The organism is Streptomyces sp. NPDC088745 (assembly GCF_044751045.1).
Taxonomy (GTDB): Bacteria; Actinomycetota; Actinomycetes; order Streptomycetales; family Streptomycetaceae; genus Streptomyces; species Streptomyces cremeus.
Genome location: NZ_JBIVLB010000005.1, coordinates 119,704 through 142,201 on the forward strand (window position 1 = coordinate 119,704; position 22,498 = coordinate 142,201).

Sequence of the window (22,498 nt, forward strand, 5' to 3'; positions counted from 1 at the left end):
AAGGACCCCCCCCACCCCCGGGGTGGGGCGCGGCGGCCCGAGCCCCCCCCCCCCCCCCGCACCATGTCTGCCGCCGTGCCGTCGGCGGACCGCCTCCCGTACGGGAGGCGGTCCGCCGCAGAGCTACGTATAAAGGGCAAAGGGGTCAGGGCGGAAGTCCTGGCGACGTGATCCCGGCACCCGGCGGAGGTTTCAGGCATGCAGCGGACGGCTCCGGAGGACCCCGCGCGCGCCGCGGAAGGGCGGGCCCAGGCCGCCGAGCGCGGGCGGGTCCGTCACGGGCCGCCCGCTCCCGACCCCGGGCTGCCCGTCCTGCCGGAGCTCGCCGACGTGCTGGCCGCCGCCGTGGGGCGCACCGGCTGCGAGCCGCCCGGCGGCGGCGCGGCCCTGCGCGCCGCCGCCGTCGGCCACTGGCGGCGACGCGGCATCGGCGTCGAGGCCGACGCGGTGCTCGCCGCCCCCGGCGGGCCGCCGCTGCTGTTCGCCCTGATGGCCGCCGCCGGGGGCGAGGTGCTGCTGCCCCGGCCCTGCCCCGCCTGGTGGGCCGCCCAGGTGCGGCTGCTGGCCGGGGTGCGCTCCTCGTTCCACGTGCCGACACCGGCCGAGTGCGGCGGCGTACCCGATCCGTACGCCCTGCTGGAGACCGTGTCGCGGATACGGGCCGAGGGCGGTCGGCCCCGGCTCCTGCTGCTGTCCGTGCCCGACGACCCGACGGCCACCCTGGCCCCGCCCGGGACGGTGCGCGCCGTCTGCGAGGTCGCGGTCGCCGAGGGGCTCACCGTGGTCAGCGACGAGACCTGGCGCGACACCGTGCACCGGCCCCGCGAGACGGTCTTCTTCAGCCCCGCCGAGATGTTCCCCGACCAGGTCGTCGTGCTCTCCGACCTCGCGGGCGCGTTCACCCCCGCCACCTGGCCCGTCGCCGTCGCCCGGGTGCCCGCCACCGCGGCGGGCGCGGCCCTGCGCGCCCGCGCCCTCGACGTGCTCGCCGCGCTCGGCGCGACCGTCCCCGCACCGGTCGCGGAGGCCGCCGCGTACGCCCTGGACGACCCCGGGCCGGTCGTCGAGCGGGCCGCCGTCGCCGCCGCGCTGCACGCCCGCGTCCAGGGCGCGCTGCACCGGGCGGTCCTCGACGCCGGGGCGCTCGCCCTGCCGCCGGTCGCCGGGCGGCACCTCTACGCGGACCTCGGGCCGCTGCGCGCGGGGCTCGCCGAGCGCGGCGTCACCGACTCCACGGAGCTGGAGGAGTACCTCACCGCCCGCCTGGGCACCCCCGTCCCCGGCGGCCACCGCTTCGGCGACTCGCCGGGGGCCCTGTGCGTACGGCTGTCCACCGCGCCGCTGCTGGGAGCAACCCCCGCGCAGCGCACCGAGTCCCTGAGGGCACGGGACCCGCTTGAACTGCCGCATCCCGAGCAAGCGTTGAACCACCTGGCGGCGGCCCTCGCCGAACTGGGCCGCGCCCGCCGCACATGACGCGCGGACCCCGGCCGCGGTACCGCTGCACGCCACCGAACGGAGCCTCTCGATGACGGAACAGACCGAACTCACCGACCCGCCGGAACGCTCCGCCGGCCGCACCCCCGGCGGCCTCGCGGAACACCCCCGGACGGCCGCGCCCGCCCCCGTCACCCGCCCCGTCGGCGAGATCCGCACCGCCCCCTGGCCCCGCACCTTCGCCGACCGCCTCACCGCCCCGCTCCCGGGCGTACGGGCACTGGCCCGGCTGGCCCGCGAGAAGGCCATCCGGCCGGGGCGCGACGGCCTGCGGGACGTCTCCCGGCTGCCGTACGAGCCCGGGCCGCTGCCGGCCGTGGACGCCCCCGCGGTGGCCGTCACCTGGGCGGGGCACGCCAGCTGGGTGGTGCGCGTCGGCGGGCTCACCGTGCTCACCGACCCGGTGTGGTCCCGGAAGATCCTCGGGACGCCGCCCAGGGTCACGCCGGTGGGCGTGCGCTGGGCGGACCTGCCGCCCGTGGACGCCGTCGTCATCAGTCACAACCACTACGACCACCTCGACGCGCCCACCCTGAAGCGGCTGCCGCGCGACACCCCGCTGTTCGTACCGGCCGGGCTGGCGCGCTGGTGTCGCCGGCGGGGGTTCACCCGGGTCACCGAGCTGGACTGGTGGGAGGGGGCGGAACTCGGCGGCGTACGGCTGGACTTCGTGCCCGCGCACCACTGGAGCAAGCGGTCGCTGACCGACACCTGCCGGACGCTGTGGGGCGGCTGGGTGCTGTCGGACGGCGCCGGGCAGCGGGTGTACTTCGCGGGGGACACCGGGTACGGGCACTGGTTCCGGGAGATCGGCGAGCGCCATCCGGGGATCGACCTGGCGCTGCTGCCCATCGGGGCGTACCACCCCAGGTGGTGGCTCCAGGACGTGCACATGGACCCGGAGGAGGCGGTGCGGGCGTGCGGCGACGTGGGGGCCCGCCGGATGGCCCCCATGCACTGGGGAACCTTCGTCCTGTCCGCCGAACCGGTGCTGGAACCCCTGACCCGGGTCCGCGCGGCCTGGGCGGCCTCGGGCCGGCCCCGCGAGGACCTCTGGGACCTGGGCGTGGGCGCCTCGCAGGTCCTGGACTGACCCCCGCCGGGCCCTGGAAGCGGTCCTCAGGCGGACCGGCGCACCCTGCGCCAGAGCGAGGGCACACCGCTGATCAGCAGCGTGACCGCGATCGCCGCCGCCACCCCCTGCCAGGGGCGGGCGAAGAGGCTGCCGCCCAGCACCCCGATCAACTGGTAGGCAGCCGCCCAGGCCAGGCAGGCCGGCACGTCCCCGCGGGCGAAGCGGCGCAGCGGCATCTTCGCCAGCAGACAGGCCAGCATCACCGGTATCCGGCCCGCCGGGACCAGCCGGGAGAGGGTGAGCACCTGGGAGCGGTGGTTCTCCAGTTTGTTCCGGGCCTGCTCCAGGCGGTGCTGCGGGGCCCGCTTGCGCAGCGCGTCCAGCCACTTCGAGCCGTGCTCGGAGCGGACGCCCCGCACCCCGAGCCAGTACAGGGACAGATCGCCGACGAAGGCGGCGGAGGCCGCGACCAGGAAGACGACCGCCAGCGAGAGCGCCGGGACGTTCTGGTGCAGGGCCACCACCGCCGCCGTGCTGACCAGCGCGCCGGTCGGGACCACCGGCACCAGGGCGCCCAGCACCACCAGCGCGAAGAGCATCGGGTAGCCGAGCGCCTGCTGGGTCGCCTCGGCGGGCACCTGCACGTCCACCGCCTGCGCCACGTCCAGCACCCACCGCGCCGGCACCCGTCCGCCCCCGCTCACCGGCCGTCCGCCGTCCGCACGCTCTCGCCGTGCTCCAGCCGGTGCACGGCCACCTCGGGCGCGAGCACCGCCGCCTTGCGGACGAACTCGGCTCCCGGCGCGTGGAATTCGTGCGGCCGCACCGCGTCGAGACCGATCGGCCAGTACGTCCCGTAGTGCACCGGCACGGCGTGCCGGGGGGCCAGCGCCGCCAGGGCCTGCGCCGCGCGGCCCGCGTCCAGGTGGCCGTGGCCCAGGTTCGGGCCCCAGCCGCCGACCGGGAGCAGCGCCGTGTCGACGGGGCCCACGGCCTCGGCCAGGGAGTCGTACAGGCCCGTGTCCCCCGCGAAGTAGGTCGAGGAGGCGCCCTCGACGACGTACCCGAGCGCCGGGCAGCGGTGCGGGCCGACCGGGAGGCGGCGGCCGTCGTGCTCGGCGTGCACCGCGCGGACGGTGAGCGCCCCGACGCGGACGCTGTCCCGCGCGGACACCTCCACCGTGCGCAGGCGGCGCAGCGCCGGGACCGCGCGCACCGCCCCGCGCGGCACCACCACGAGCGTGCCCGCGGGCAGCCGGGCCAGGGAGGGCAGATGCAGGTGGTCGGAGTGCAGATGGGAGATGAGGACCACGTCGGCGCGGGCGGCGTCGGCGGTCGGCAGCGCGCCCCTGCGCCGCCGCAGGTGCGCGAAGCGGCGTACGAACAGCGGGTCGGTGAGCACGCGCACCCCGGAGTCCTCGACCGTGCAGGTGGCATGGCCCCACCAGGTGATGACCGTTCCGGCGCTGCTCACAGTGATGCGCCCTCCCTCCGCGACGTGCGGACCACCCTACGGCGCTCCTTCGGACGCGCCGCGCCACCCGTGCGCTCCTCCTCGCCACCCGGGGGACCGGAGTAGGGTCGGCGGCGACAGCGGCGAAGGGGACGGGTCATGGACGAGTCGCGTACGCACTCCTCGGCGGCGGACACGGCCACGGCGGGCACGGCGGGCGCGGCCGGGTTAGGCACGGCCGCGAACCCGACGGGCACGACCACGGACTCGGCGGGCACGACCACGGACTCGGCGGCCCCGGCCCCGGCGGAAGCGGCCCCAGTCCCGGCGGAAGCGGCCCCGGCGGCGGGCGCCCCGCCCCGTGCGGACGTCCGGGTCGCCGTCATCGCCAGTCTCACCCCCCTCGAAGAGCTCGACCGCGACCCCTTCCTCGTCGACACCCGCAGCCAGCACGCCATGTGCGCCCGCTGGGCCGCTGACAAGGGGTACGTCCTCACCCGCCAACTCGTCGTGCACGCGCTGCCGCACGACCACCGGGCCCTGTGGGCCGACATCGACGCCGGGCACGCCGACTTCTTCGTCACCGCCAACGAACGCGTCCTGGACCGCGCCGTGCGCTCCGTCGCGGACTTCTTCGCCGAGTGCGAGCGGCGCGGCGTCCGGCTGGAGACCGCCGGGCTCGACGAACCCGTCTACAGCGCGGCCATGAAGGCCGGGGTGCACCGCAGGCTGTCCATGCCCACGGCCGGCTATGACGGCTGCTGACGCCCGCACGGGCGGTGCGTCCCGCCGTGACGGGGTCGTACCGGGCGCGGCCCGCCCGCTGTGACAGGCTGGCCGGACAGCAGGGGCCCGAGCAGCACCGGGGGGCCGAGGACGACCGACAGGGGTGGGCGCGGCGTGGTGGCCGAACGGCGTTGGCGAAGAATCGGCTGGCGTGCGGGCGGCACGCTGCTGCGCGTGACCACCGTCTGGGCGGTGTCCACGCTCACCCTGCTGGCGCTCGCCGGAATCCTCCCGGAGTTCCAGCTCCAGGGCGACGACTCGCAGTCCCTGACCGACGTCGCCCTCACGGCCGTGTGGGCGGCCGGTGCGTTCGGGCTGCTGTCCGCGCTGGTGTGGCCCCTCGTGGTGCGCGCGCTGCTCCTCGTGCCGGCGCTCGTGCTGGGGCTGCTCGCCTTCTTCATCAACGGCTCGCTGCTGCTGGCCGCGCTCAGCGTGCTGCCCGAGGGCAACGGGAAGGCCGACCCGGAGACCGCGGTGGTCGTCGCCGCCGTCATGTCCGCCGTCGCCTCGGCCACCTCCACCGCGCTCGCCGTCCGCGACGACGAGGCCTACCGGCGCAGGCTCTCCCGGCTGGCGCTGCGCCGCCGCGGCGGCGGGCGGGACGCCGGGCGGCACGGCATGCCCGGCACCGTCTTCCTCCAGCTCGACGGCCTCGGCCACGACACGCTCAAGCGGGCCCTCGACCGAGGGCTGATGCCGACCGTCGCCGCCCTGGTCGAGGGCGCCCTGCCCAGCCACCGGCTCACCGCCTGGCGCACCGACTGGTCCAGCCAGACCGGCGCCAGCCAGCTCGGCATCCTGCACGGCACCAACCACGACGTGCCCGCCTTCCGCTGGTACGAGAAGGAGACCGGGCGCACCATGGTGTGCTCCAGCCCGGCCAGCACCGCCGAGCTCCAGCACCGGGCGATCGAACGCACCGGTGACGGCGGCCTGCTCACCTACGACGGCGCCAGCCGCGGCAACCTCTTCTCCGGCGGCGCCGACCAGCTCGCCCTGGTCCTGTCCATCGCCGCCCGCCGCGGCCCCAGCAACCGTTCCCGCGCCGGGTACTTCGCGTACTTCTCCGACCCCGCCAACGCCGTCCGCACCGCCATGTCCTTCGTCACCGAGGTCTGCCGCGAGATCCACTCCTCCGTCCGCTCGCGGCTGCGCAAGGAGAGCCCGCGCGTCGGGCGCGGCGGCCTCTACCCCTTCATCCGGGCCTTCGCCACGGTCGTCCAGCGCGACGTCGTGGTCGCCGCCGTCATAGGGGACGTCCTCTCCGGCCGCACCGCCGTCTACGCCGACCTCGTCTCGTACGACGAGGTGGCCCACCACTCCGGGCCGCGCAGCCGGGACGCCGACGCGATCCTGCGCCGCCTCGACCGTTCGCTCGCACTGATCGCCGGGGTCGCCGAACACGCCCCGCGCGCCTACCGGATCGTGCTGCTCTCCGACCACGGCCAGAGCCCCGGCGAGACCTTCGAGGCCCGCTTCGGCCTGACCCTGCGCGACTACGTGCGCGCGAGCTGCGGGCTGCCCGTCCCGCGCCGCGCCCAGCGCACCAGGAGCGGCGCCGAGGCCCGCGACGCCGTCCGTACGGTGCTGCACCGGCCGGTCGACCTCAACGAGGCGGCGCTCTCCCGCCCCGCCGGGTCGGACGACTCCGACCCGGTCGTGCTCGCCTCCGGCAACCTCGGCCTGATCAGCTTCCCCGACATCGAGGGGCGTGCCTCCCGCGAGGAGATCGACCGCCGCCACCCCGCCCTGCTGCGCATGCTGGCCGGTCATCCGGGCGTCGGCTTCCTGCTCGTACGGAGCGAGGAGCACGGCGCGGTGGTGCTCGGCGGGCACGGCGCGGAGGTCCCGCTGGCCGAACTGCGCGACGGCGAGGGCCCGCTGACGCCCTTCGGCGAGGGCGCGGCCGACGCGATCCGGCGCACCGACGCCTTCCCGCACGCCGCCGACATCATGGTCAACTCCTCGTACGACCCGGAGACCGGCCGGGTGCACGCCTTCGAGGCGCAGATCGGCTCGCACGGCGGCCTCGGCGGCGAACAGTCGCGCCCCTTCCTGCTGTGGCCGCTCGCCCTGTCGCAGCCCGCCCCCGAAGGGGCCGAGCTCGTCGGCGCGGAAGCCCTCCACCAGGTCTTCCGCCGCTGGCTGCGCGAATGCCAGGGGCCCCAGGTGCCCGTCGGCACCGCGCAGGAATCCCGGCCCGAAGCGGAAGCGGAAGAAGTTTTTCCGGTGGCAAGCCGTGCCGTACAGGATGAAAAGGCGTGATTTTGCGCATGCTTCCCCGTACCCGACCATGGGCGTCGCCCGGCGACCCTGGGCACTTCGTACGGCGAGAGGCACCACCCCATGCACGACACCGGAACCGCTCCGCAGTCGGATCCGGCTGAGCACCCCGAAGGACACAGCAAGCACGCGCGGCGCTTCGGCCTGCCGGCCGCCACGACGCTGGTCATGGGCAACATCATCGGCGGCGGGATCTTCCTGCTGCCGGCGTCCGTGGCCCCCTTCGGCACCATCAGCCTCCTCGCGTTCGGCCTGCTGACCCTCGGGGCGATCTGCCTCGCGCTGGTCTTCGGCAAGCTCGCCCACCAGCACCCGCGGACGGGCGGTCCGTACGTCTACGCCCGCGAGGCCTTCGGCGACTTCGCCGGTTTCCTCTCCGCCTGGAGCTACTGGATCACCGCCTGGGTGTCGAACGCGGCGCTCGCCGTCGCGGCCGTCGGCTACCTCGACGTGCTCGTCCCGCTCGGCGACTCCAAGTTCGCCATGATGCTGGCCGCGCTGGTCGTCCAATGGCTGCCGGCGGCCGCCAACTTCGCCGGCACGCGGTACGTGGGCGCGGTGCAGGTCGTGGCGACGGTGCTCAAGTTCGCCCCGCTGCTGCTGGTCGCGGTGGGCGGCCTCTTCACCTTCTCCGCCGACAACCTCGGCCCGTTCCGGGCCGACGGTTCCGGCGCGGTCGGCGCGGTCTCCGCGTCCGCCGCGATCCTGCTCTTCTCCTACCTGGGCGTCGAGTCGGCCGCCGTCAGCGCCGGCGAGGTGCGCGACCCGCGGCGCAACGTCGGCCGCGCCACCGTCCTCGGCACCCTCGGCGCGGCCTTCGTCTACCTGCTCGGCACGCTGTCGGTCTTCGGCAACGTCCCGCACGACCGGCTCGTCGACTCCGGCGCGCCCTTCTCGGACGCCGTCAACCACATGTTCGGCGGCACCTGGGGCGGCACGGTCGTGGCCTGCGCCGCCGTGATCTCCATCCTCGGCGCGCTCAACGGATGGACGCTGCTCAGCGCGCAGACCCCGTACGCGGCCGCCAAGGACGGGCTCTTCCCGTCCGTCTTCGCCACGAAGAAGCGCGGGGTGCCGACCGTCGGCGTGCTCGTGACGGTGGTCCTGGCGTCGCTGCTGACCGTCTACAACTACACGGCGGGCTCGGACGGTGTCTTCGAGATCCTGGTGCTGGTCACCACGTTCACGGCGACGGTCCCGTACCTGCTCGCCACCGCCGCCCAGTTGTACTTCCTCATCTCCGGGCAGTCCGGGCGGGTCGACCGCGGGCGGCTGGTGCGGGACGGCGTACTCGCCGCGCTGGCCACGGGCTTCTCGATGTGGCTGGTCGCCGGATCCGGGTACGCGGCGGTCTACCAGGGAGTCCTCTTCCTGTTCGTGGGCGTGGTCGTGTACGCCGTCATGTCGGCGCGCAGGAAGCGGGCGGCTGCCGCCTGACGGGCGCTTAATTCGGATGCGGACCGATGTCCGGTACGCCCATGATGGCGCGTACCGGACATTCGTTCACCCCCGTATCCCCTTTGCTGTGAAGGACCCGTCGCGTGCAGGCTGCCGTCACCGTCACTCCCGCCCGGATGCCCGAGCTGCTGCTCGGCCTGGCGACCGTCCGGCCCGTCTTCCTGTGGGGCGCGCCCGGCATCGGCAAGTCCTCGCTGGTGCGGAAGTTCGCGGACTCGCTGGGCCTGGAGTGCGTGAGCCTGCTCGGTACGCAGCTGGCGCCCGAGGACCTCATCGGGGTGCCGCAGATCCGGGACGGGCGGTCCGTGTTCTGCCCGCCGGAGGCGATCGCGCGGGACGAGCCGTACTGCCTGTTCCTGGACGAGCTGAACGCGGCGACGCCCGACGTCCAGAAGGCCTTCTACTCGCTCATCCTCGACCGCCGGATCGGCTCCTACGAGCTGCCCGCCGGGTCGATCGTCATCGGGGCGGGCAACCGGTCCTCCGACAACGCGCTGGCCCGTCCGATCGCGTCCGCGCTGGTCAACCGGCTCACCCATGTGCACCTGCGGGCCTCGGCGACGGACTGGCTGGTGTGGGCGGGGGAGAACGGGATCCACCCGTGGGTGGTCGACTACCTGGGCGACCGCCCCGACCACCTGTGGTCGCCCGCGCCGAAGACCGAGGAACCCTTCTCCACGCCGCGCTCCTGGCACATGCTCTCCGACGCGCTGCACTCCTTCGGGCCGTCCCTGGACGAGGAGACGCTGAAGGTCGTCGCCCACGGGACGCTGACGCCGGCGCACGCGGTGTCCTTCTGCGGGTACGCGAAGATCGTCCGTCATGCGTACGGGCTCGACGCGATCCTCAAGGGGGACGCGTCGTGGCCGAACCGGCTGGAGGACCGCGACCTCCTGTACTACCTGGCGGAGGCCTTCCGGGGACGGCTGGCGAAGGAGCTGCCCGCGGAGCGGGCGCATGTGTCGCCGAGCATGCAGCAGACCGCCTACCGGGCGAAGTCGCTGCTGGTGCAGTTGGCGGAGATCTCGGTGGAGGTCGCGCAGACGGTCATCGCGGAGGACGACTCGGGCCAGCCGGTGCTTCCGCCGTGGTTCCTGGTCGAGGCGGCCCGCGACATGCCACGGCTGGTGGAGGCACGCAGGTGAGGGGCGGGGGCGGGGGCGTGCGCGGGGGGTGCGGTAGGGGCAACCCCCGCAGCCCCTTGGCCGTCGCCGGCGGGGGCCCGGCCCGCCCCCGGGCGGGCCGCGCCCGGGGGCGGCGCCGGCGGGGGGGGGGGGGGGGGGGGGGGGGGGGGGGGGGCGGGGGGGGGGGGGGGGGGTTTGGCCCACCCCCCGCCCCCCCTGGGCCGCCCCCCCCCCCCCCCCCCCCCGCCCCTGACCGCCCCGCGCCTCAGCCGCCCCCAAGGAGCCCCGTGCCGAACGGGAAGAAGCAGAAGAACGATCCCGCCGCCGAGGCCTTCGCCGCCGGCCTCGCCCTCGTCAAGCGCAACCCGGCCCTCGCCGCCGTCTCCGCCACCGTCTGCCGCGCCGAGAAGTGCACCCAGGTGTCGTACGACGGCCTCGTCTCCGTCGACTCCAACGGCACCCTGCACGCCCACCCCAAGCACCGCGCCGACCCCCGCGACTGGGCCTGGGCCCTCGCCCACGCCCTCCTCCACCTGGGCTTCGGCCACGTCCCCGCCCACAAGGGCGACCGGCCCCGGCCCACCCCCGCCCAGCTCGCCGCCCGCTGCACCGTCGTGAACCGGTTCCTGACCGGCTCGCCCGTGGGCCGCGCCCCGGACGGCCTGGCCGCCTCCTACCCCGGCAGCGACGAGGAGGAGCTCGCCGCCCGCTGGCACCGCGACGGCATCCCGGAGCGCTTCCGGTACGGCGGGACCAACGGCAGCGAGCCCGACCAGGTCCTCCTGCCGTGGAACTTCTGGGGGGAGCCCGTCCCCGACCACCAGCTCGCCTTCGCGCACGCCCTCACCCGCACCGTCTCCGCCGCCATGGACGTCGCGGGCGGCCGCCGCGACACCCTGACCGGGGCGCGGCGGAGCCAGCACCCCTGGGACCGCGCGCTCAACTGGTTCGTGTCCTCCTACCCGCTGCTCGGCGGCATCGCGGCGGGCCTGGAGGTCGTCGCCGACGCCGAGCTGGCCCGTACGCACGACATCTCCGTCGCCGCCGTCGACGCCACCGCCGGGGAGATCTACGTCAACCCGCTGCGGCGCTTCGAGGACGAGGAGTGGCGCTTCGTCCTCGCGCACGAGATGCTGCACGCCGCCCTGCGGCACGGCGAGCGCGCCGGAGGGCGGGACCCGTACCTCTTCAACGTCGCCGCGGACTACGTCGTCAACGGGTGGCTGGTCGAGATGCGGGTCGGCGAGATGCCCGAGGGGCTGTTGTACGACGCCGCGCTGAAGGGGCTGTCGACCGAGGAGGTGTACGACCGCATCGCCACCGACCTGCGGCGGCAGCGGAGGCTCGCCACCCTGCGCGGGAAGGGCCGCGGCGACATCCTGGACCGCCCCATCGGGCAGGTCCGCGACTACGTCGACCTCGACGAGTTCTACCGGCGCGGCCTGACCAGGGGCTTCGACCTGCACGCGTACGGAGAGCGGGGGCTGCTGCCCGCCGGGCTGGTGGAGGAGATCAAGGCGCTCAGCCACCCGCCCGTGCCGTGGGACGCCCGGCTGGCGCGCTGGTTCGACGAGTTCGTGCCCCGGCCGCAGGCCCTGCGGACGTACTCCCGGCCGTCGCGGCGGCAGGCCTCCACCCCCGGCATCCCGCGCGCCGGGCGGTACTTCCCGCCCGAGGAGACCGCCCGCTGCACCTTCGGCGTCGTCCTCGACACGTCCGGGTCGATGGACCGCACGCTGCTCGGCAAGGCCCTGGGCGCGATCGCCTCGTACGCCGAGGCCCGCGACGTACCGGCCGCGCGCGTCGTGTTCTGCGACGCCGCGCCGTACGACGCGGGCTATCTGCCGCCCACCGGGATCGCGGGCCGGGTGAAGGTGCGCGGGCGCGGCGGGACCGCGCTCCAGCCGGGCATCGACCTGCTGCTGCGGGCCGACGACTTCCCGGCGTCGGCGCCGCTGCTGGTCATCACGGACGGGTGGACCGACGTCCTGCGGATCAGGCGCGAGCACGCGTTCCTGATCCCGCAGGGCGCGTCGCTGCCGTTCACCGCGCGCGGCCCGGTCTTCCGGGTGAGGTAGCCGGCGCGCGTCCCCTTGCGAGGCCCCCGCCGCGGACGGCTCCGGCGGCCGACGCTACGGAGCGGCCCGCTCCCGCAGGTGGGCGACGGTGTCCGGGTCCGCCGGGAGCATCGTCTCGATGGCCAGCTCGGCGACCGTCACGTCCATGGGCGTGTTGAAGGTGGAGATCGACGACACGAAGGACAGCACCCGCCCCTCGTGCTCGATCCGCAGCGGCAGCGCGAAGTGCGCCTCGGGCGCCTGCGCCTCCCGGTCCGCCCCGTCGTGGGCCGGCGGCAGCGGATACCCCGCGACCTCGTCGTACAGCTCGCGCAGCGGGGCCGACCTGAGCAGGGCTATCTGCCGCTCCATCTGGTGCAGCAGGTGCCCGCGCCACTGGGGCAGGTTGCGGATGCGCGGGGCCAGGCCCTCCGGATGCAGGGCCAGGCGCATCGCGTTCGGGCTCGCGAGGAGGTGGGGGGCGACGCCCCTGAGGAGCGCCTGGATGCCGCTGTTGGCGGCGATGACGTTGTACGTCCCGTCCACGACCACCGCCGGGTACGGCTCGTACCCCCGCAGCAGTTGGTCGATCCCGGCGCGCAGCGCGCCCATCGAGGGGTCGTCGAGCGGGGTCTCCGTGAACTGCGGGGCGTAACCGGCCGCCAGCAGCAGGTCGTTGCGGTCGCGCACCGGCACGTTCAGGTGCTCGGCGAGCCGCAGCACCATCTCGGCGCTGGGCCGCGCGCGCCCCGTCTCGATGAAGCTGATGTGCCGGGCCGAGGAGTCGGCCCGCAGCGCCAGCTCCAGTTGGCTGAGCCGCCGCGTCTCGCGCCAGTGGCGCAGCAGGACGCCGACTCCGGTGTCGGTGCTGAGGGTTGTCATGCAGACGAAGGTAACCGAGGCCGGGCGCCTGCCTCCGGGGCCGGGACGGTGGGAAGCTGGTCCGTACCCCGTGAGCGGGGCAGCCGAGGAACGAAGGGAGACCGGCCATGGCCACGGAGCCGTTGTCGCAGAAGGAGATCGAGGACCGGTTGCGGGAGCTTCCCGGCTGGGCGCTGGAGGAGGACCGGATCGCCCGGACGTACCGGCTGGGCTCGCACCTCGCGGCGGCCGCGATGGTCGTCCATGTGGCGCAGATCCAGGACGAGCTGGACCACCACGCGGAGCTGGTGCTCGGCCACCGCACGCTGGCGCTGTCGGTGAACACCCACAGCGCGGGGGAGGCCGTGACCGAGAAGGACTTCCACCTGGCCCGGCGGGTGGAGGAGATCGCGGCGGGGCACGGGGCGGACTAGGTCCGCGGCGCGCCGAAGCCCGGTCTGCGCGAGGAGGCCAGCCAGCGCGTGTAGCTCGCGCTGCGGGATATCGCCTCCTGGTAGGCCACGCCCGTGTACCCGGACACCGCCTTCGCCGCCTCCGCGGCGGGGGCGCCCGGGTGCCAGCCCAGCAGGTGCCGCCAGGCCAGGGGCGCCCCGGCCAGCGGACGGGTGACGACGCCCGGCGTCGGCGGGAAGGTGGCCCGGCACAGCCCCACCGCCCGCCCCACCTGCACCAGGTGCACACAGGACGCCGTGTCGGTCTCGTACACCTGCGTCGGTGCGAATCCCGCTCCGGAGCACGCGGCCGTGAAACAGTCCGCGAAACAGCCCTCGCCGGGCACGTCCGTCCAGCACTCGCCGGAAAGCTGGGACAGTTCGAGCTCGGACTGTCCCACCAGCGGATGGCTCTCGGGCAGCATCACGAAGACCGGATCGACGCCCACGACCTCCCAGTGCAGCCGGTCCTGCGCGGGCGGACGGCTCTCGCCGCACGTGCCGATCAGCGCGAAGTCGAGCCGCCCCTCGATGAGCATGCCGCTGATCTCCGCCACCGACCAGGTGGTGTGCGTCGTCACGGGCACCCCGGGCCGCGCCGTGACCAGCCGGTCCACCAGCCCGCCCAGCAGGGGGCCGTGCGTGGCGCCGATCCGGAAACGGTCCAGGTTCGCCCAGGTATTGGCGAAGCGGACCGCGTCCTCCTGGAGTTCCCGCACGGCCGGGAGGAGCACGCGGGCCCGCTCCAGGACCAGTTCGCCGAGCGGGGTCGGCCGGGAACCCGTGTGGTCGCGGTCGAACAGCGGCCCGCCCAGGGCCCGTTCGATGCGCCGGAGCTGGGTGCTCAGCGCGGGCTGCGCGAGCCCGAGCGCGGCCGCGGCCTTCGTCAGGGACCCGGCGTCGGCAATGGCCCGTACGGTCCGCAGGTGACGCAACTCCAGCTCCATACCGGCAAGTTATGGGCCCGGGTTACCCCCGGCAAGAGACGTGCGGAACTTCTGTGGAACTCCGTTGCCGGCCGGGACGCGGACCGCCGCCGCCCCGGAGCCGTGCGAGGGCGGCGGGACCGCCCCCGCCGCCCCCGGGGCAGGGGCGGAAGGGGCGGCCGGTGGCGCGGTCGCGGTCAGGGGGCGGTCGGCCAGGTGGTGGCCGTGAAGGTGCGGAAGTCGCGCGGGGCCCGGCCCAGTACCCTCCGCACCCCCTCCGTCGTCGACGCGTTGTGCCCGTCCAGAAGCCCCCCGAACAGCCCCGCCAGCCACTGCGCCTCTCCGGCCGGAAGCCCGTGGCCCTGGAGGGCGGAGGCGTACTCCGGTACGGTGACCGGCACGTAGCGCACCTCCCGGCCCGTCGCCCGGGACAGCTCCGCCGCCACCTCCGCGAAGGTCAGCAGCCGCGGGCCGGTCAGCTCGTACACCTCGCCCCCGTGCCCCGGCGCGACCAGCGTCTCCACGACCGCGTCCGCCAGGTCCTCCGCGTCCACCCACGGCTCCGCCGTGTCCCCGGCGGGGAAGGCGATCTCGCCGGCCGCGACCCCTTCGGCCAGCGCCCCCTCGCTGAAGTTCTGCGCGAAGAAGGCGGCCCGGACCACCGTCAGGCCCGAGGGGTCGCCCCAGGCCTCCCGGAGCGCGTTCTCCGCCCGGACCGCCTCCGGCTCGCCCCGGCCCGAGAGGACGACCAGCCGCCGCACGCCCTGCTCCCCGGCCGCCAGGCCGAAGCCGTGCATCGCCGCCACCGCGCCCGGCGCCGCCAGGTCCGGGTAGTACGTCACGTACGCCGCGTCCGCGCCCGCCAGCGCCGGACCCCAGGTCTTCTCGTCCTCCCAGTCGAAGGGGACCGCGCCGGTGCGGGACCCGGCCCGCACGTCGAGGCCGCGCGCCGTCAGCCGCTCCGCGACCCGGCGCCCCGTCTTGCCGGAGGCCGCCGTCACCAACACCGTGTTCACGTTCTCGTTCGTCGTCATGGCCCAAGCCTCGCGCCGCCGAGCTGGACGGAACATGCTCGACAGGCTCATGCGCATACGCGTACGTCCAACCTCCGTCCCCATGGCTAGAGTTGCGGACATGGACGCTCTCGCCGGCCTGCTCGACGGGCCCCGGGCCCGCGGCGCCTTCCTCCTGCGGGCCGTGCTCGACCCGCCCTGGTCGATCCGCATCGAGGACCGGGCTCCGCTCACCCTGATGTGCATGACGCGCTCGGCCGCCTGGGTCATGCCGGACAGCGGTGACGCCGTGCTGCTGCGCCCCGGTGACCTGGCCATCGCGCGCGGCCCCGATCCGTACACCTGCGCGGACACTCCCGCGAGCCCGGTCCGGGCGCGGATCGGGCCCGGCGGGGTGTGCAGCACACGGTTCGGGGCGCCGCTCGCGGAGTCCATGCAACTGGGGGTGCGGACCTGGGGCGACCGGACCGACGGCGAGTCCGTGATGCTGATCGGGACGTACCAACTGGGCGGCGAGGTCGGGCAGCGGCTGCTGGACGCCCTGCCGCCGCTCGCGTACCTGCCCGCCGAGGTGTGGCGCTGCCCGCTGCTGCCGGTGCTGGAGGAGGAGATCAGCCGGGACGAGCCCGGGCAGAGCGTGTATCTGGACCGGCTGCTGGACCTGCTGCTGATCGCCTCGCTGCGGGCCTGGTTCTCCCGGCCGGAGGCCGAGGCGCCCGCGTGGTACCGGGCGATGGGGGACCCCGTCGTCGGGCAGGCGCTGCGGCTCATGCAGAACGAGCCCGCCCGGCCGTGGACCGTCGCCTCCCTCGCGGGCGAGGCCGGCGTCTCCCGGGCCGGACTGGCCCGCCGGTTCACCGGGTTGGTGGGGGAGCCCCCGATGGCGTACCTCACCGGATGGCGGCTCAGTCTCGCCGCCGACCTGCTGCGGACCACGGACGCGACGGTGGAGGCGGTGGCCAGGAAGGTCGGCTACAGCGGGTCGTTCGCGTTGAGCGCCGCCTTCAAGCGGGTGCGCGGCGTCAGCCCGCAACAGCACCGGAGATCCGCTGCGAGCTGACGTCACGTCATGAGCGCACCGGGGATTACGGCTTGGGGAGCCCGCAGCCCGGCCGGTTCAGGTCGATCTTGCTGCCCGCGGTGATGCACGGAACCATGTTGTACGTCTGCTGGCCGTAGTTGATGCCCCGGCGGACCGTCACCCGCCCGGCCTCGTCGACCTCGCACGGGTTGTTGTCCGTGCAGCGTCCGCCGTCCTCGTTGCCGGTGTTGTTCACCGCGACGACCTTGCCCGTGTTGGTGTCGAGCACCGGGGAGCCGGAGGTGCCGCCGATGGTCTGGCAGGCGGAGGTGTAACGCACCGAGTCCTTCCAGGTCCAGGACCCCTCCTTCAGCCGGTACGCGAAGCCGTCGATGTTGCAGCCGTACGTCTTCTTCCAGTACCCGGAGACCACCGTGATGGCGGTGCCCTGCGCCGGGCGGGCCGCGCTGAGCTCCAGCGCCTTGATCCCGTACTGGTTCTGTATCTGCGCGTACGTGCTGGTGAGCTGGTACAGCGAGACGTCCGTGTCGGTCATCGTGCCGTACGCGATCTTGCTGGCCCGCAGGGTGCCGACCTTCTGGGCCGCGCCGTTGAGCAGCGAGAAGGTGCGGGACGAGGCCCTGTTGACGACGACCTGGCCGGGAGCCGGGAAACCGGTCTCCAGGCAGTGGCCGTTGGACATCACCAGGGCCGGGTCGTTCGGCTGCGAGGCGGCTGTGCGCACGACCGAACCGGAACAGTTGCTCAGCGCGACCGTTCCGGCGAAGTCAACCGCCTTGACCTTGGCTCCTGTTGACGCCTCGGCCGTGGCCGGCGCCGCGTCCTGGCCGGTGGCCGCGAACGCGGGTGCCACGCCCGCCCCGACGAGCAGGGTGGCGAGAAAAGCGCCGACGAGAGGCTTCTTCATGTGGGGGTCCCCTCCGTGCCTGTATGACCGGACCGAGCGGCCCGGTTTGTCATGGGCATTGTTCGGGGATTCCGCAGGGCGGACAAGAGGGCCTCTGTGAGGCTGCTGTGCGTGTTGCGGCACGCGAGGTGAAGGTCTCGTCGTGCCGCAACGGAACCGCCCCGCCCCTACCGCGTACGCGCGGGCTCCGGCAGACGGCAGCCGCGCCGGTCCAGGTCCACCTGGCTGTCGCGCCCGACGCAGGCGGCGATGCCGTACGTCTGCTGGGCGTAGTTGATGCCCTGACGCACCGTCACCTTCCCTCGCCTGTCGACCTCGCACGGGTTGTTGACCGTGCAGCGCTCACCGTCCTCGTTGCCGGTGTTGTTCACCGCGACCACCTTGCCGGTGCGGTTGTCGATCACCGGGGAGCCGGAGGTGCCGCCGATGGTCCGGCAGCCGGAGGTGTAGCGGACGGAGTCCTTCCAGGTCCACTCGCCCTCCTTGAGCCGGTACGCGAAGCCGTCGACGTCGCAGCCGTACGTCTTCTTCCAGTACCCGGAGACCACCGTGATCGCGCGGCCCTCGCGCGGGTGCTGCGTGCTCAGCCGGAGCGGCTTGATCCCGTACTTCCGCTGGATCTGCCCGTAGCTCTCGGTGAGCCGGTAGAGCGCGATGTCCGTGTCGGTCATCGTCGCGTACGCCAGCTTGCTCGCGGTGAGCGTGGCGACCTTCTCCGCCTTGGCGTTCAGCAGCGCGAACGTCCGCTTCGACGGCAGGTCCAGGACGACCTCGCCCGCGCCGGGCATGTCCTGCTCGGTGATGCAGTGCCCGTTGGACAGGACCAGCGCCGGATCGTCCGGCCGGGACTGCGGCAGGCGGACCACGGAGCCCGAACAGTTGCTGAGCGCGACGGTCCCGGCGAAGTCGACCGGCGCGGGCCGGTGCCGGGCCGTCGGGCTGTTGGCGGCCCGGTCCGTGGCGGCGACCGCGGGCGCCGCACCGGCTCCCAGGAGAGCCAGGGCGAGCAGTGCACCGAGGCAAGGCTTTCTCATGCGCGTTCCCCTCCAGCGACGAATGTCAGGGGCATTCTTGGAGGGTCCGCCCGCGCCGGGCAAGGGCCCTGCCCGAAAGGAACCATCGCCTGGGCCGCCAACAGCCGTACTCCGCCCATCAGTTGGCCGGTACGGGCTCCACCTGCCACCACTGGAACGGCGAGTCGGTGTCCTCCCACTGCTGCACCCGCCCGCCGTCGGCCGTACTGCGCTCCGCGACCTCCAGCAGCAGTCCGCTGATCCAGCTCACCAGGCTCACCCGCCCCGGCGCGTCCGGGTGCCGCTCGACGATCCACTCCTGCGCGCCGAAGTTGTTCGCCGACCACTGCTGGATCCGCACGCCGTTCTCCAGCTTGGCGCCCGCGACGTCGAGCCGCTTGCCGCTGGCCGCGTTCACCACGTGGTGCAGCCCGCTGCCCTCGTGCACCGGGGTCAGCGTCCACCGCTGGGCGTCGGACCCGCTGTCCCTGCCCTGCTGAACGGGTGCGCCACTGCCCTTCGCGCCGCCGCGCACCTCCAGGAGCAGCCCGCTGCCGACGTTGCGCAGGAGGCAGTCGGCCGGCGAGGAGGCGCCCGACGAGGGGCTGAGCGCGGTCGGGGTGGGACGAACCATGCCTGGGAGTGTACGACGGCCCTCGTACGGTCGCCGTTCTCCCCCGGCGCGGTCGCCGTCCCCGCAGCGGCTCGGCACGGGTGCGGACGGCGCGGTCCGCATGCCCGGAGCGCAACTGAACCGCCCCCGGCCCGCATCAGCGGACCGGAGGCGGTGACCTGCGTTTACGGGCCCCGCGACGGGGCCCGGGGGGCGAGGGGCCGGGCGACGGCACTCGGGCGTCGACAGCCCCCCGGCGCGCTCAGGCGCCGAAGACCGCCGGGTCCGAGCCCAGGCGCTTGCCCTCGTCCAGGGCGGCGAGGGCCGCCATGTCGTCGGCGTCCAGCTCGAAGTCGAAGACGTCGATGTTCTCCGCGATCCGCGAGGGGGTCACGGACTTCGGGATCACCACGTTGCCCAGCTGGAGGTGCCAGCGCAGGACCGCCTGGGCCGGGGTCTTGCCGTGCTTGCGGGCGACCGCGACGACGGTCGGGACCTCCAGGAGGCCCTTGCCCTGGCCGAGCGGCGACCAGGCCTCGGTCGTGATGCCGTGCTCCTGGTGGAAGGCGCGCGACTCGCCCTGCTGGAGCTGGGGGTGCAGTTCGATCTGGTTGACCGCCGGGACGACCGAGGTCTCGGCGAGCAGCGTCTTCAGGTGCTCCGGCAGGAAGTTCGAGACGCCGATGGCCTTGGCGCGCCCGTCGGCGAGGATCTTCTCGAAGGCCTTGAAGGTGTCCACGAAGGCGCCCCGCTGGGCGACCGGCCAGTGGATCAGGTACAGGTCGACGTAGTCCAGGCCCAGCTTGCCGAGCGACTCGTCGAAGGCGCGCAGGGCGGAGTCGTACCCCTGCTTGTCGTTCCACAGCTTGGTCGTGACGAACAGCTCGTCACGGGCGATCCCGGAGGAGGCGAGCGCACGGCCCGTGCCCTCCTCGTTGCCGTAGATCGCGGCGGTGTCGATGCTCCGGTAACCGGCTTCCAGAGCCGTGCTCACCGCTGCCGTGGCCTCGTCGTCCGGCACCTGCCAGACGCCGAACCCGAGCTGCGGCATTTCGACGCCGTTGTTGAGGGTCAGGGAGGGGACCTTGCTCACGAGGAAACTTTTCCTTACGTCGTCGGGGGGCTTCTCCGTGGTCAACGATCATCGCCGGGCGGGCATTCCCGCTCTGGTCGTCCCGGTCCGGCCGATTGTCGCCACACGATGGCTTTTCTCCAGCAATATAGCGATCATCCACATATGAGCACTGAAAATCGTACGTTCGACGAGCTGGTTGCCGAGGCAGCCGCCGTGCCCGTCGACGGCTGGGACTTCTCCTGGCTGGAGGGCCGCGCCACCGAGCAGCGGCCCTCCTGGGGATACCAGAGGCAGATGAGTGCGCGCCTGGCCACCGCGTCCGCCGCCCTGGACATCCAGACCGGCGGCGGCGAGGTCCTCGCCGGGGCGCCGAAGCTGCCCCCGGTGATGGTCGCCACCGAGTCCTGGCCGCCGAACGTGGCCAAGGCCACCCGCCTCCTGCACCCCCTGGGCGCGGTCGTCGTCGCTGACCCGGACGAGCCCCCGCTGCCCTTCGCGGACGGCGCGTTCGACCTGGTCACCAGCCGCCACCCGGTGAAGGCGTGGTGGGAGGAGATCGCCCGGGTACTGGCCCCCGGGGGCACGTACCTCTCCCAGCACGTCGGCCCCGCCAGCGTCTTCGAGGTCGTCGAGTTCTTCCTGGGCCCGCAGCCCGAGGCACGCCTGGGGCGCCGACCGGAGACCGCGCGCGAGGAGGCGGAGGCAGCCGGCCTGGAGGTCGTCGACCTGCGGTCGGAGTCGCTCCGTACGGAGTTCTTCGACATCGGGGCGGTGGTCTACTTCCTGCGCAAGGTGATCTGGATGGTGCCCGGCTTCACGGTCGAGAAGTACCGGGACCGGCTGCGGGAGATGGACGCGCTGATCCGCCGCGACGGCTCCTTCGTGGCGCACACGGCACGCTTCCTGATCGAGGCCCGCAAGCCCGCGTGAGGAACGGCGGGTGAGGGGCGGCCCCCGGGAGGCCGCCCCTCACCCCCTCACCTCTGCCCGGACGGGGCACGCCCACGACAGGCGCACGCCCGGTGCGCCCGATGTCCAGGACACCTAGGGGATCTAGGACAGGGACACCAGGCCCAGGTGCTCCTGGCCCCACAGGTCCTCGGTCCCGTCCGGGAGCACCAGCACCCGGTCCGGCCGCAGCGCCTCGATCGCGCCCTCGTCGTGCGTGACCATCACGATCGCGCCGGGGTACGCGTCCACCGCCCCCAGCACCTCGCCGCGCGACGCCGGGTCGAGGTTGTTGGTCGGCTCGTCGAGCAGCAGCACATTGGCCCCCGAGTGCACCAGCCCCGCGAGCGCCAGACGCGTCTTCTCACCGCCCGACAGCACCCCGGCCGGCTTGTCGGCGTCGTCCCCGGTGAACAGGAACGCCCCGAGCACCCGCCGGGCCTCGCCGTCGTCCAGGTGCGGGGCCGCAGACGCGAGGTTCTCCCGTACGGTACGGGCCGCCGCCAGCGTGTCGTGCTCCTGCGCGAAGTACCCGAGCCGCAGGCCGTGCCCGTGCACGACGCGCCCCGAGTCCGGGCTCACCTGCCCGGCGAGCACCTTCAGCAGGGTGGTCTTGCCGGCCCCGTTGAGCCCGAGCACGACGAGCCGGCTGCCCCGGTCCACGGCGAGGTCGACCCCGCGCAGGACCTCCCGGCCGCCGTACGCCTTCGTCAGGCTGATCGCCCCCAGCGGCGTCCGCCCGCACGGCACGGGTTCGGGCAGCCGGATGCGGGCGACCTTCTCGGTGCGCCGCACGGGGGCCAGACCGGTGAGGAGCCTGTCGGCGCGCCGGGCCATGTTCTTGGCGGCGACGGCCGTGGAGACGCGGGCCCGCATCCGGTCGGCCTGGGTGTGCAGGGCGGCCGCCTTGCGCTCGGCGGCGGCCCGCTCGCGGGCCCGTCGGCGCTCCTCGGCGTCGCGGGCGGCGAGGTAGGTGTGCCAGGGGGTGTTGTGCACGTCGAGCGCACCGCGCGCGGGGTCGAGATGGAAGACCCGGTTGACGGTGTCGGCCAGCAGCCCGACGTCATGGCTGATGATGACGACGCCGCCCCGGTAGGAGTGCAGGAAGGCCCGTAGCCAGGCCACGGAGTCGGCGTCCAGGTGGTTCGTCGGCTCGTCGAGCAGCAGGGTGTCGTGGTCGGCGAACAGGATCCTGGCCAGTTCCACCCGCCGTTTCTGGCCGCCGGACAGCTCGCCGACGGGCCGGTCCAGGACGTCGCCGGGCAGCCCCACCCCGGCCGCGACCCGGGCGGCCTCGGCCTCGGCGGCGTATCCGCCGCGGGCCTGGAAGTCGGCCTCGGCGCGGGTGTAGGCGGCCATGGCCCGCCGCACCTGCGCGGGACCGCCGGCCTGGGCCATGGCGACTTCGGCGGCCCGCAGCTCCCGGGCCGCGCGGTCCAGCCCGCGCGCGGACAGGATGCGCTCGCCGACGGGCACGGCGGGGTCGGCGGCCCGCGAGTCCTGGGCCAGGTACCCGAGGGAGCCGGTGCGCTCGACGCTGCCGACGGCGGGCGGGGCCGGGGCGGCCAGGGTGTTGAGCAGGCTGGTCTTGCCGGCGCCGTTGCGGCCGACGAGGCCGACGCGGTCGCCGGGGGAGAGGTGGAAGGAGACGTCGGACAGGAGGAGTCGGGCGCCGACGCGGACGTCGACACCGCGGACGGTGATCATGGAATTACGCTCCGGAAAAGCGAGAGGACACACGGGTGGCGTGGGAGGGGGTCCTCAGCTAAGAAACACGGGGCGTAGACATGCTCCCGAGCCTAAACGCAACGCCCGCTCCCGGGCGACCGACTTTTCCGCGCGGCCGGCTGCGACGCGCCTGCACGTTCCCCACCCTTCAGGGGCGTGGGGAACTGCCGCGAGCAACCACGACGCG

The 22,498-nt window shown here is 74.2% G+C and carries 20 protein-coding genes; 10 read left to right on the top strand and 10 right to left on the bottom strand.

What is annotated here, in order from left to right; all coding sequences use genetic code 11:
- Window positions 1-198: 198 nt before the first annotated feature.
- Both ACIP93_RS15835 and ACIP93_RS15840 read left to right on the top strand, forming a co-directional pair.
- On the top strand, window positions 199-1,476 hold the full coding sequence (locus ACIP93_RS15835) for an aminotransferase class I/II-fold pyridoxal phosphate-dependent enzyme (protein ID WP_401759106.1): 1,278 nt from the start codon (window positions 199-201) through the stop codon (window positions 1,474-1,476).
- A 52-nt stretch (window positions 1,477-1,528) separates the two neighbouring features.
- Window positions 1,529-2,590, top strand: a complete 1,062-nt coding sequence (locus ACIP93_RS15840) for an MBL fold metallo-hydrolase (protein ID WP_401759109.1) — start codon at window positions 1,529-1,531, stop codon at window positions 2,588-2,590.
- Window positions 2,591-2,616: 26 nt separating this feature from the next.
- Here the strand turns inward: ACIP93_RS15840 and ACIP93_RS15845 are convergent, their stop codons facing one another.
- Both ACIP93_RS15845 and ACIP93_RS15850 read right to left on the bottom strand, forming a co-directional pair.
- Window positions 2,617-3,171 carry a DedA family protein gene (locus ACIP93_RS15845; protein WP_401759738.1) on the bottom strand — a complete coding sequence of 185 codons (555 nt, stop codon included), beginning with the start codon at window positions 3,169-3,171 and terminating at the stop codon, window positions 2,617-2,619.
- Between the two features lie 101 nt (window positions 3,172-3,272).
- Window positions 3,273-4,046, bottom strand: a complete 774-nt coding sequence (locus tag ACIP93_RS15850; RefSeq protein WP_401759112.1) for an MBL fold metallo-hydrolase — start codon at window positions 4,044-4,046, stop codon at window positions 3,273-3,275.
- A 363-nt stretch (window positions 4,047-4,409) separates the two neighbouring features.
- Here ACIP93_RS15850 and ACIP93_RS15855 point away from each other — a divergent pair, with 363 nt between their 5' ends.
- The 5 genes from ACIP93_RS15855 (at window position 4,410) to ACIP93_RS15875 (ending at window position 11,754) form a co-directional block, all read left to right on the top strand.
- Entirely contained in the window at window positions 4,410-4,790 is a 381-nt protein-coding gene (locus ACIP93_RS15855; RefSeq protein ID WP_401759741.1) for a hypothetical protein, read from the top strand.
- A 138-nt stretch (window positions 4,791-4,928) separates the two neighbouring features.
- Window positions 4,929-7,076 carry a phage holin family protein gene (locus ACIP93_RS15860; RefSeq protein ID WP_401759743.1) on the top strand — a complete coding sequence of 716 codons (2,148 nt, stop codon included), beginning with the start codon at window positions 4,929-4,931 and terminating at the stop codon, window positions 7,074-7,076.
- Between the two features lie 81 nt (window positions 7,077-7,157).
- A complete protein-coding gene (locus ACIP93_RS15865) occupies window positions 7,158-8,531 on the top strand; it encodes an amino acid permease (RefSeq protein ID WP_345218437.1) in 1,374 nt (457 codons plus the stop codon).
- A 104-nt stretch (window positions 8,532-8,635) separates the two neighbouring features.
- Window positions 8,636-9,697 (top strand): MoxR family ATPase, encoded by a 1,062-nt coding sequence (locus tag ACIP93_RS15870; RefSeq protein ID WP_345218439.1) that lies wholly within the window; start codon window positions 8,636-8,638, stop codon window positions 9,695-9,697.
- A gap of 266 nt (window positions 9,698-9,963) precedes the next feature.
- Window positions 9,964-11,754, top strand: a complete 1,791-nt coding sequence (locus tag ACIP93_RS15875; RefSeq protein ID WP_401759117.1) for a hypothetical protein — start codon at window positions 9,964-9,966, stop codon at window positions 11,752-11,754.
- A 54-nt stretch (window positions 11,755-11,808) separates the two neighbouring features.
- Here ACIP93_RS15875 and ACIP93_RS15880 read toward each other — a convergent pair whose 3' ends face one another.
- A complete protein-coding gene (locus tag ACIP93_RS15880) occupies window positions 11,809-12,615 on the bottom strand; it encodes a helix-turn-helix domain-containing protein (protein ID WP_401759120.1) in 807 nt (268 codons plus the stop codon).
- A 107-nt stretch (window positions 12,616-12,722) separates the two neighbouring features.
- On the opposite strand from ACIP93_RS15880, the gene ACIP93_RS15885 reads away from it, so the two are divergent.
- Window positions 12,723-13,028: a 4a-hydroxytetrahydrobiopterin dehydratase gene (locus ACIP93_RS15885; RefSeq protein WP_401759123.1), complete on the top strand. Its 306-nt coding sequence runs from the start codon at window positions 12,723-12,725 to the stop codon at window positions 13,026-13,028.
- Here ACIP93_RS15885 and ACIP93_RS15890 read toward each other — a convergent pair.
- Entirely contained in the window at window positions 13,025-13,993 is a 969-nt protein-coding gene (locus ACIP93_RS15890; RefSeq protein WP_345218445.1) for a LysR family transcriptional regulator, read from the bottom strand. The two genes, ACIP93_RS15885 and ACIP93_RS15890, sit on opposite strands and share 4 nt — an antisense overlap.
- Window positions 13,994-14,169: 176 nt before the next feature.
- Window positions 14,170-15,006 (bottom strand): NmrA family transcriptional regulator, encoded by an 837-nt coding sequence (locus tag ACIP93_RS15895; RefSeq protein WP_401759126.1) that lies wholly within the window; start codon window positions 15,004-15,006, stop codon window positions 14,170-14,172.
- A gap of 100 nt (window positions 15,007-15,106) precedes the next feature.
- Here ACIP93_RS15895 and ACIP93_RS15900 point away from each other — a divergent pair, with 100 nt between their 5' ends.
- Complete coding sequence (locus ACIP93_RS15900) at window positions 15,107-16,045, top strand: cupin domain-containing protein (RefSeq protein ID WP_401759129.1); 939 nt, start codon at window positions 15,107-15,109, stop codon at window positions 16,043-16,045.
- A gap of 25 nt (window positions 16,046-16,070) precedes the next feature.
- Here the strand turns inward: ACIP93_RS15900 and ACIP93_RS15905 are convergent, their stop codons facing one another.
- The 4 genes from ACIP93_RS15905 to ACIP93_RS15920 all read right to left on the bottom strand — a co-directional run bounded on the left by ACIP93_RS15905 (window position 16,071) and on the right by ACIP93_RS15920 (window position 19,653).
- Window positions 16,071-16,934, bottom strand: coding sequence for a serine protease (locus ACIP93_RS15905; RefSeq protein WP_345218451.1), 864 nt, complete (start codon window positions 16,932-16,934; stop codon window positions 16,071-16,073).
- 167 nt (window positions 16,935-17,101) lie between these two features.
- The gene (locus tag ACIP93_RS15910) at window positions 17,102-17,968 is read right to left on the bottom strand and encodes a trypsin-like serine peptidase (RefSeq protein WP_401759131.1); all 867 of its coding nucleotides are present in this window, start codon (window positions 17,966-17,968) and stop codon (window positions 17,102-17,104) included.
- A gap of 118 nt (window positions 17,969-18,086) precedes the next feature.
- Window positions 18,087-18,581 (bottom strand): RICIN domain-containing protein, encoded by a 495-nt coding sequence (locus ACIP93_RS15915; RefSeq protein ID WP_345218455.1) that lies wholly within the window; start codon window positions 18,579-18,581, stop codon window positions 18,087-18,089.
- Window positions 18,582-18,822: 241 nt separating this feature from the next.
- Window positions 18,823-19,653: an aldo/keto reductase gene (locus tag ACIP93_RS15920; protein WP_345218457.1), complete on the bottom strand. Its 831-nt coding sequence runs from the start codon at window positions 19,651-19,653 to the stop codon at window positions 18,823-18,825.
- 144 nt (window positions 19,654-19,797) lie between these two features.
- On the opposite strand from ACIP93_RS15920, the gene ACIP93_RS15925 reads away from it, so the two are divergent.
- Window positions 19,798-20,565 (top strand): class I SAM-dependent methyltransferase, encoded by a 768-nt coding sequence (locus tag ACIP93_RS15925; protein ID WP_401759135.1) that lies wholly within the window; start codon window positions 19,798-19,800, stop codon window positions 20,563-20,565.
- A gap of 123 nt (window positions 20,566-20,688) precedes the next feature.
- On the opposite strand, the gene ACIP93_RS15930 is transcribed toward ACIP93_RS15925, so the two are convergent.
- Entirely contained in the window at window positions 20,689-22,290 is a 1,602-nt protein-coding gene (locus tag ACIP93_RS15930; protein ID WP_401759138.1) for an ABC-F family ATP-binding cassette domain-containing protein, read from the bottom strand.
- Between the last annotated feature and the right edge of the window lie 208 nt (window positions 22,291-22,498).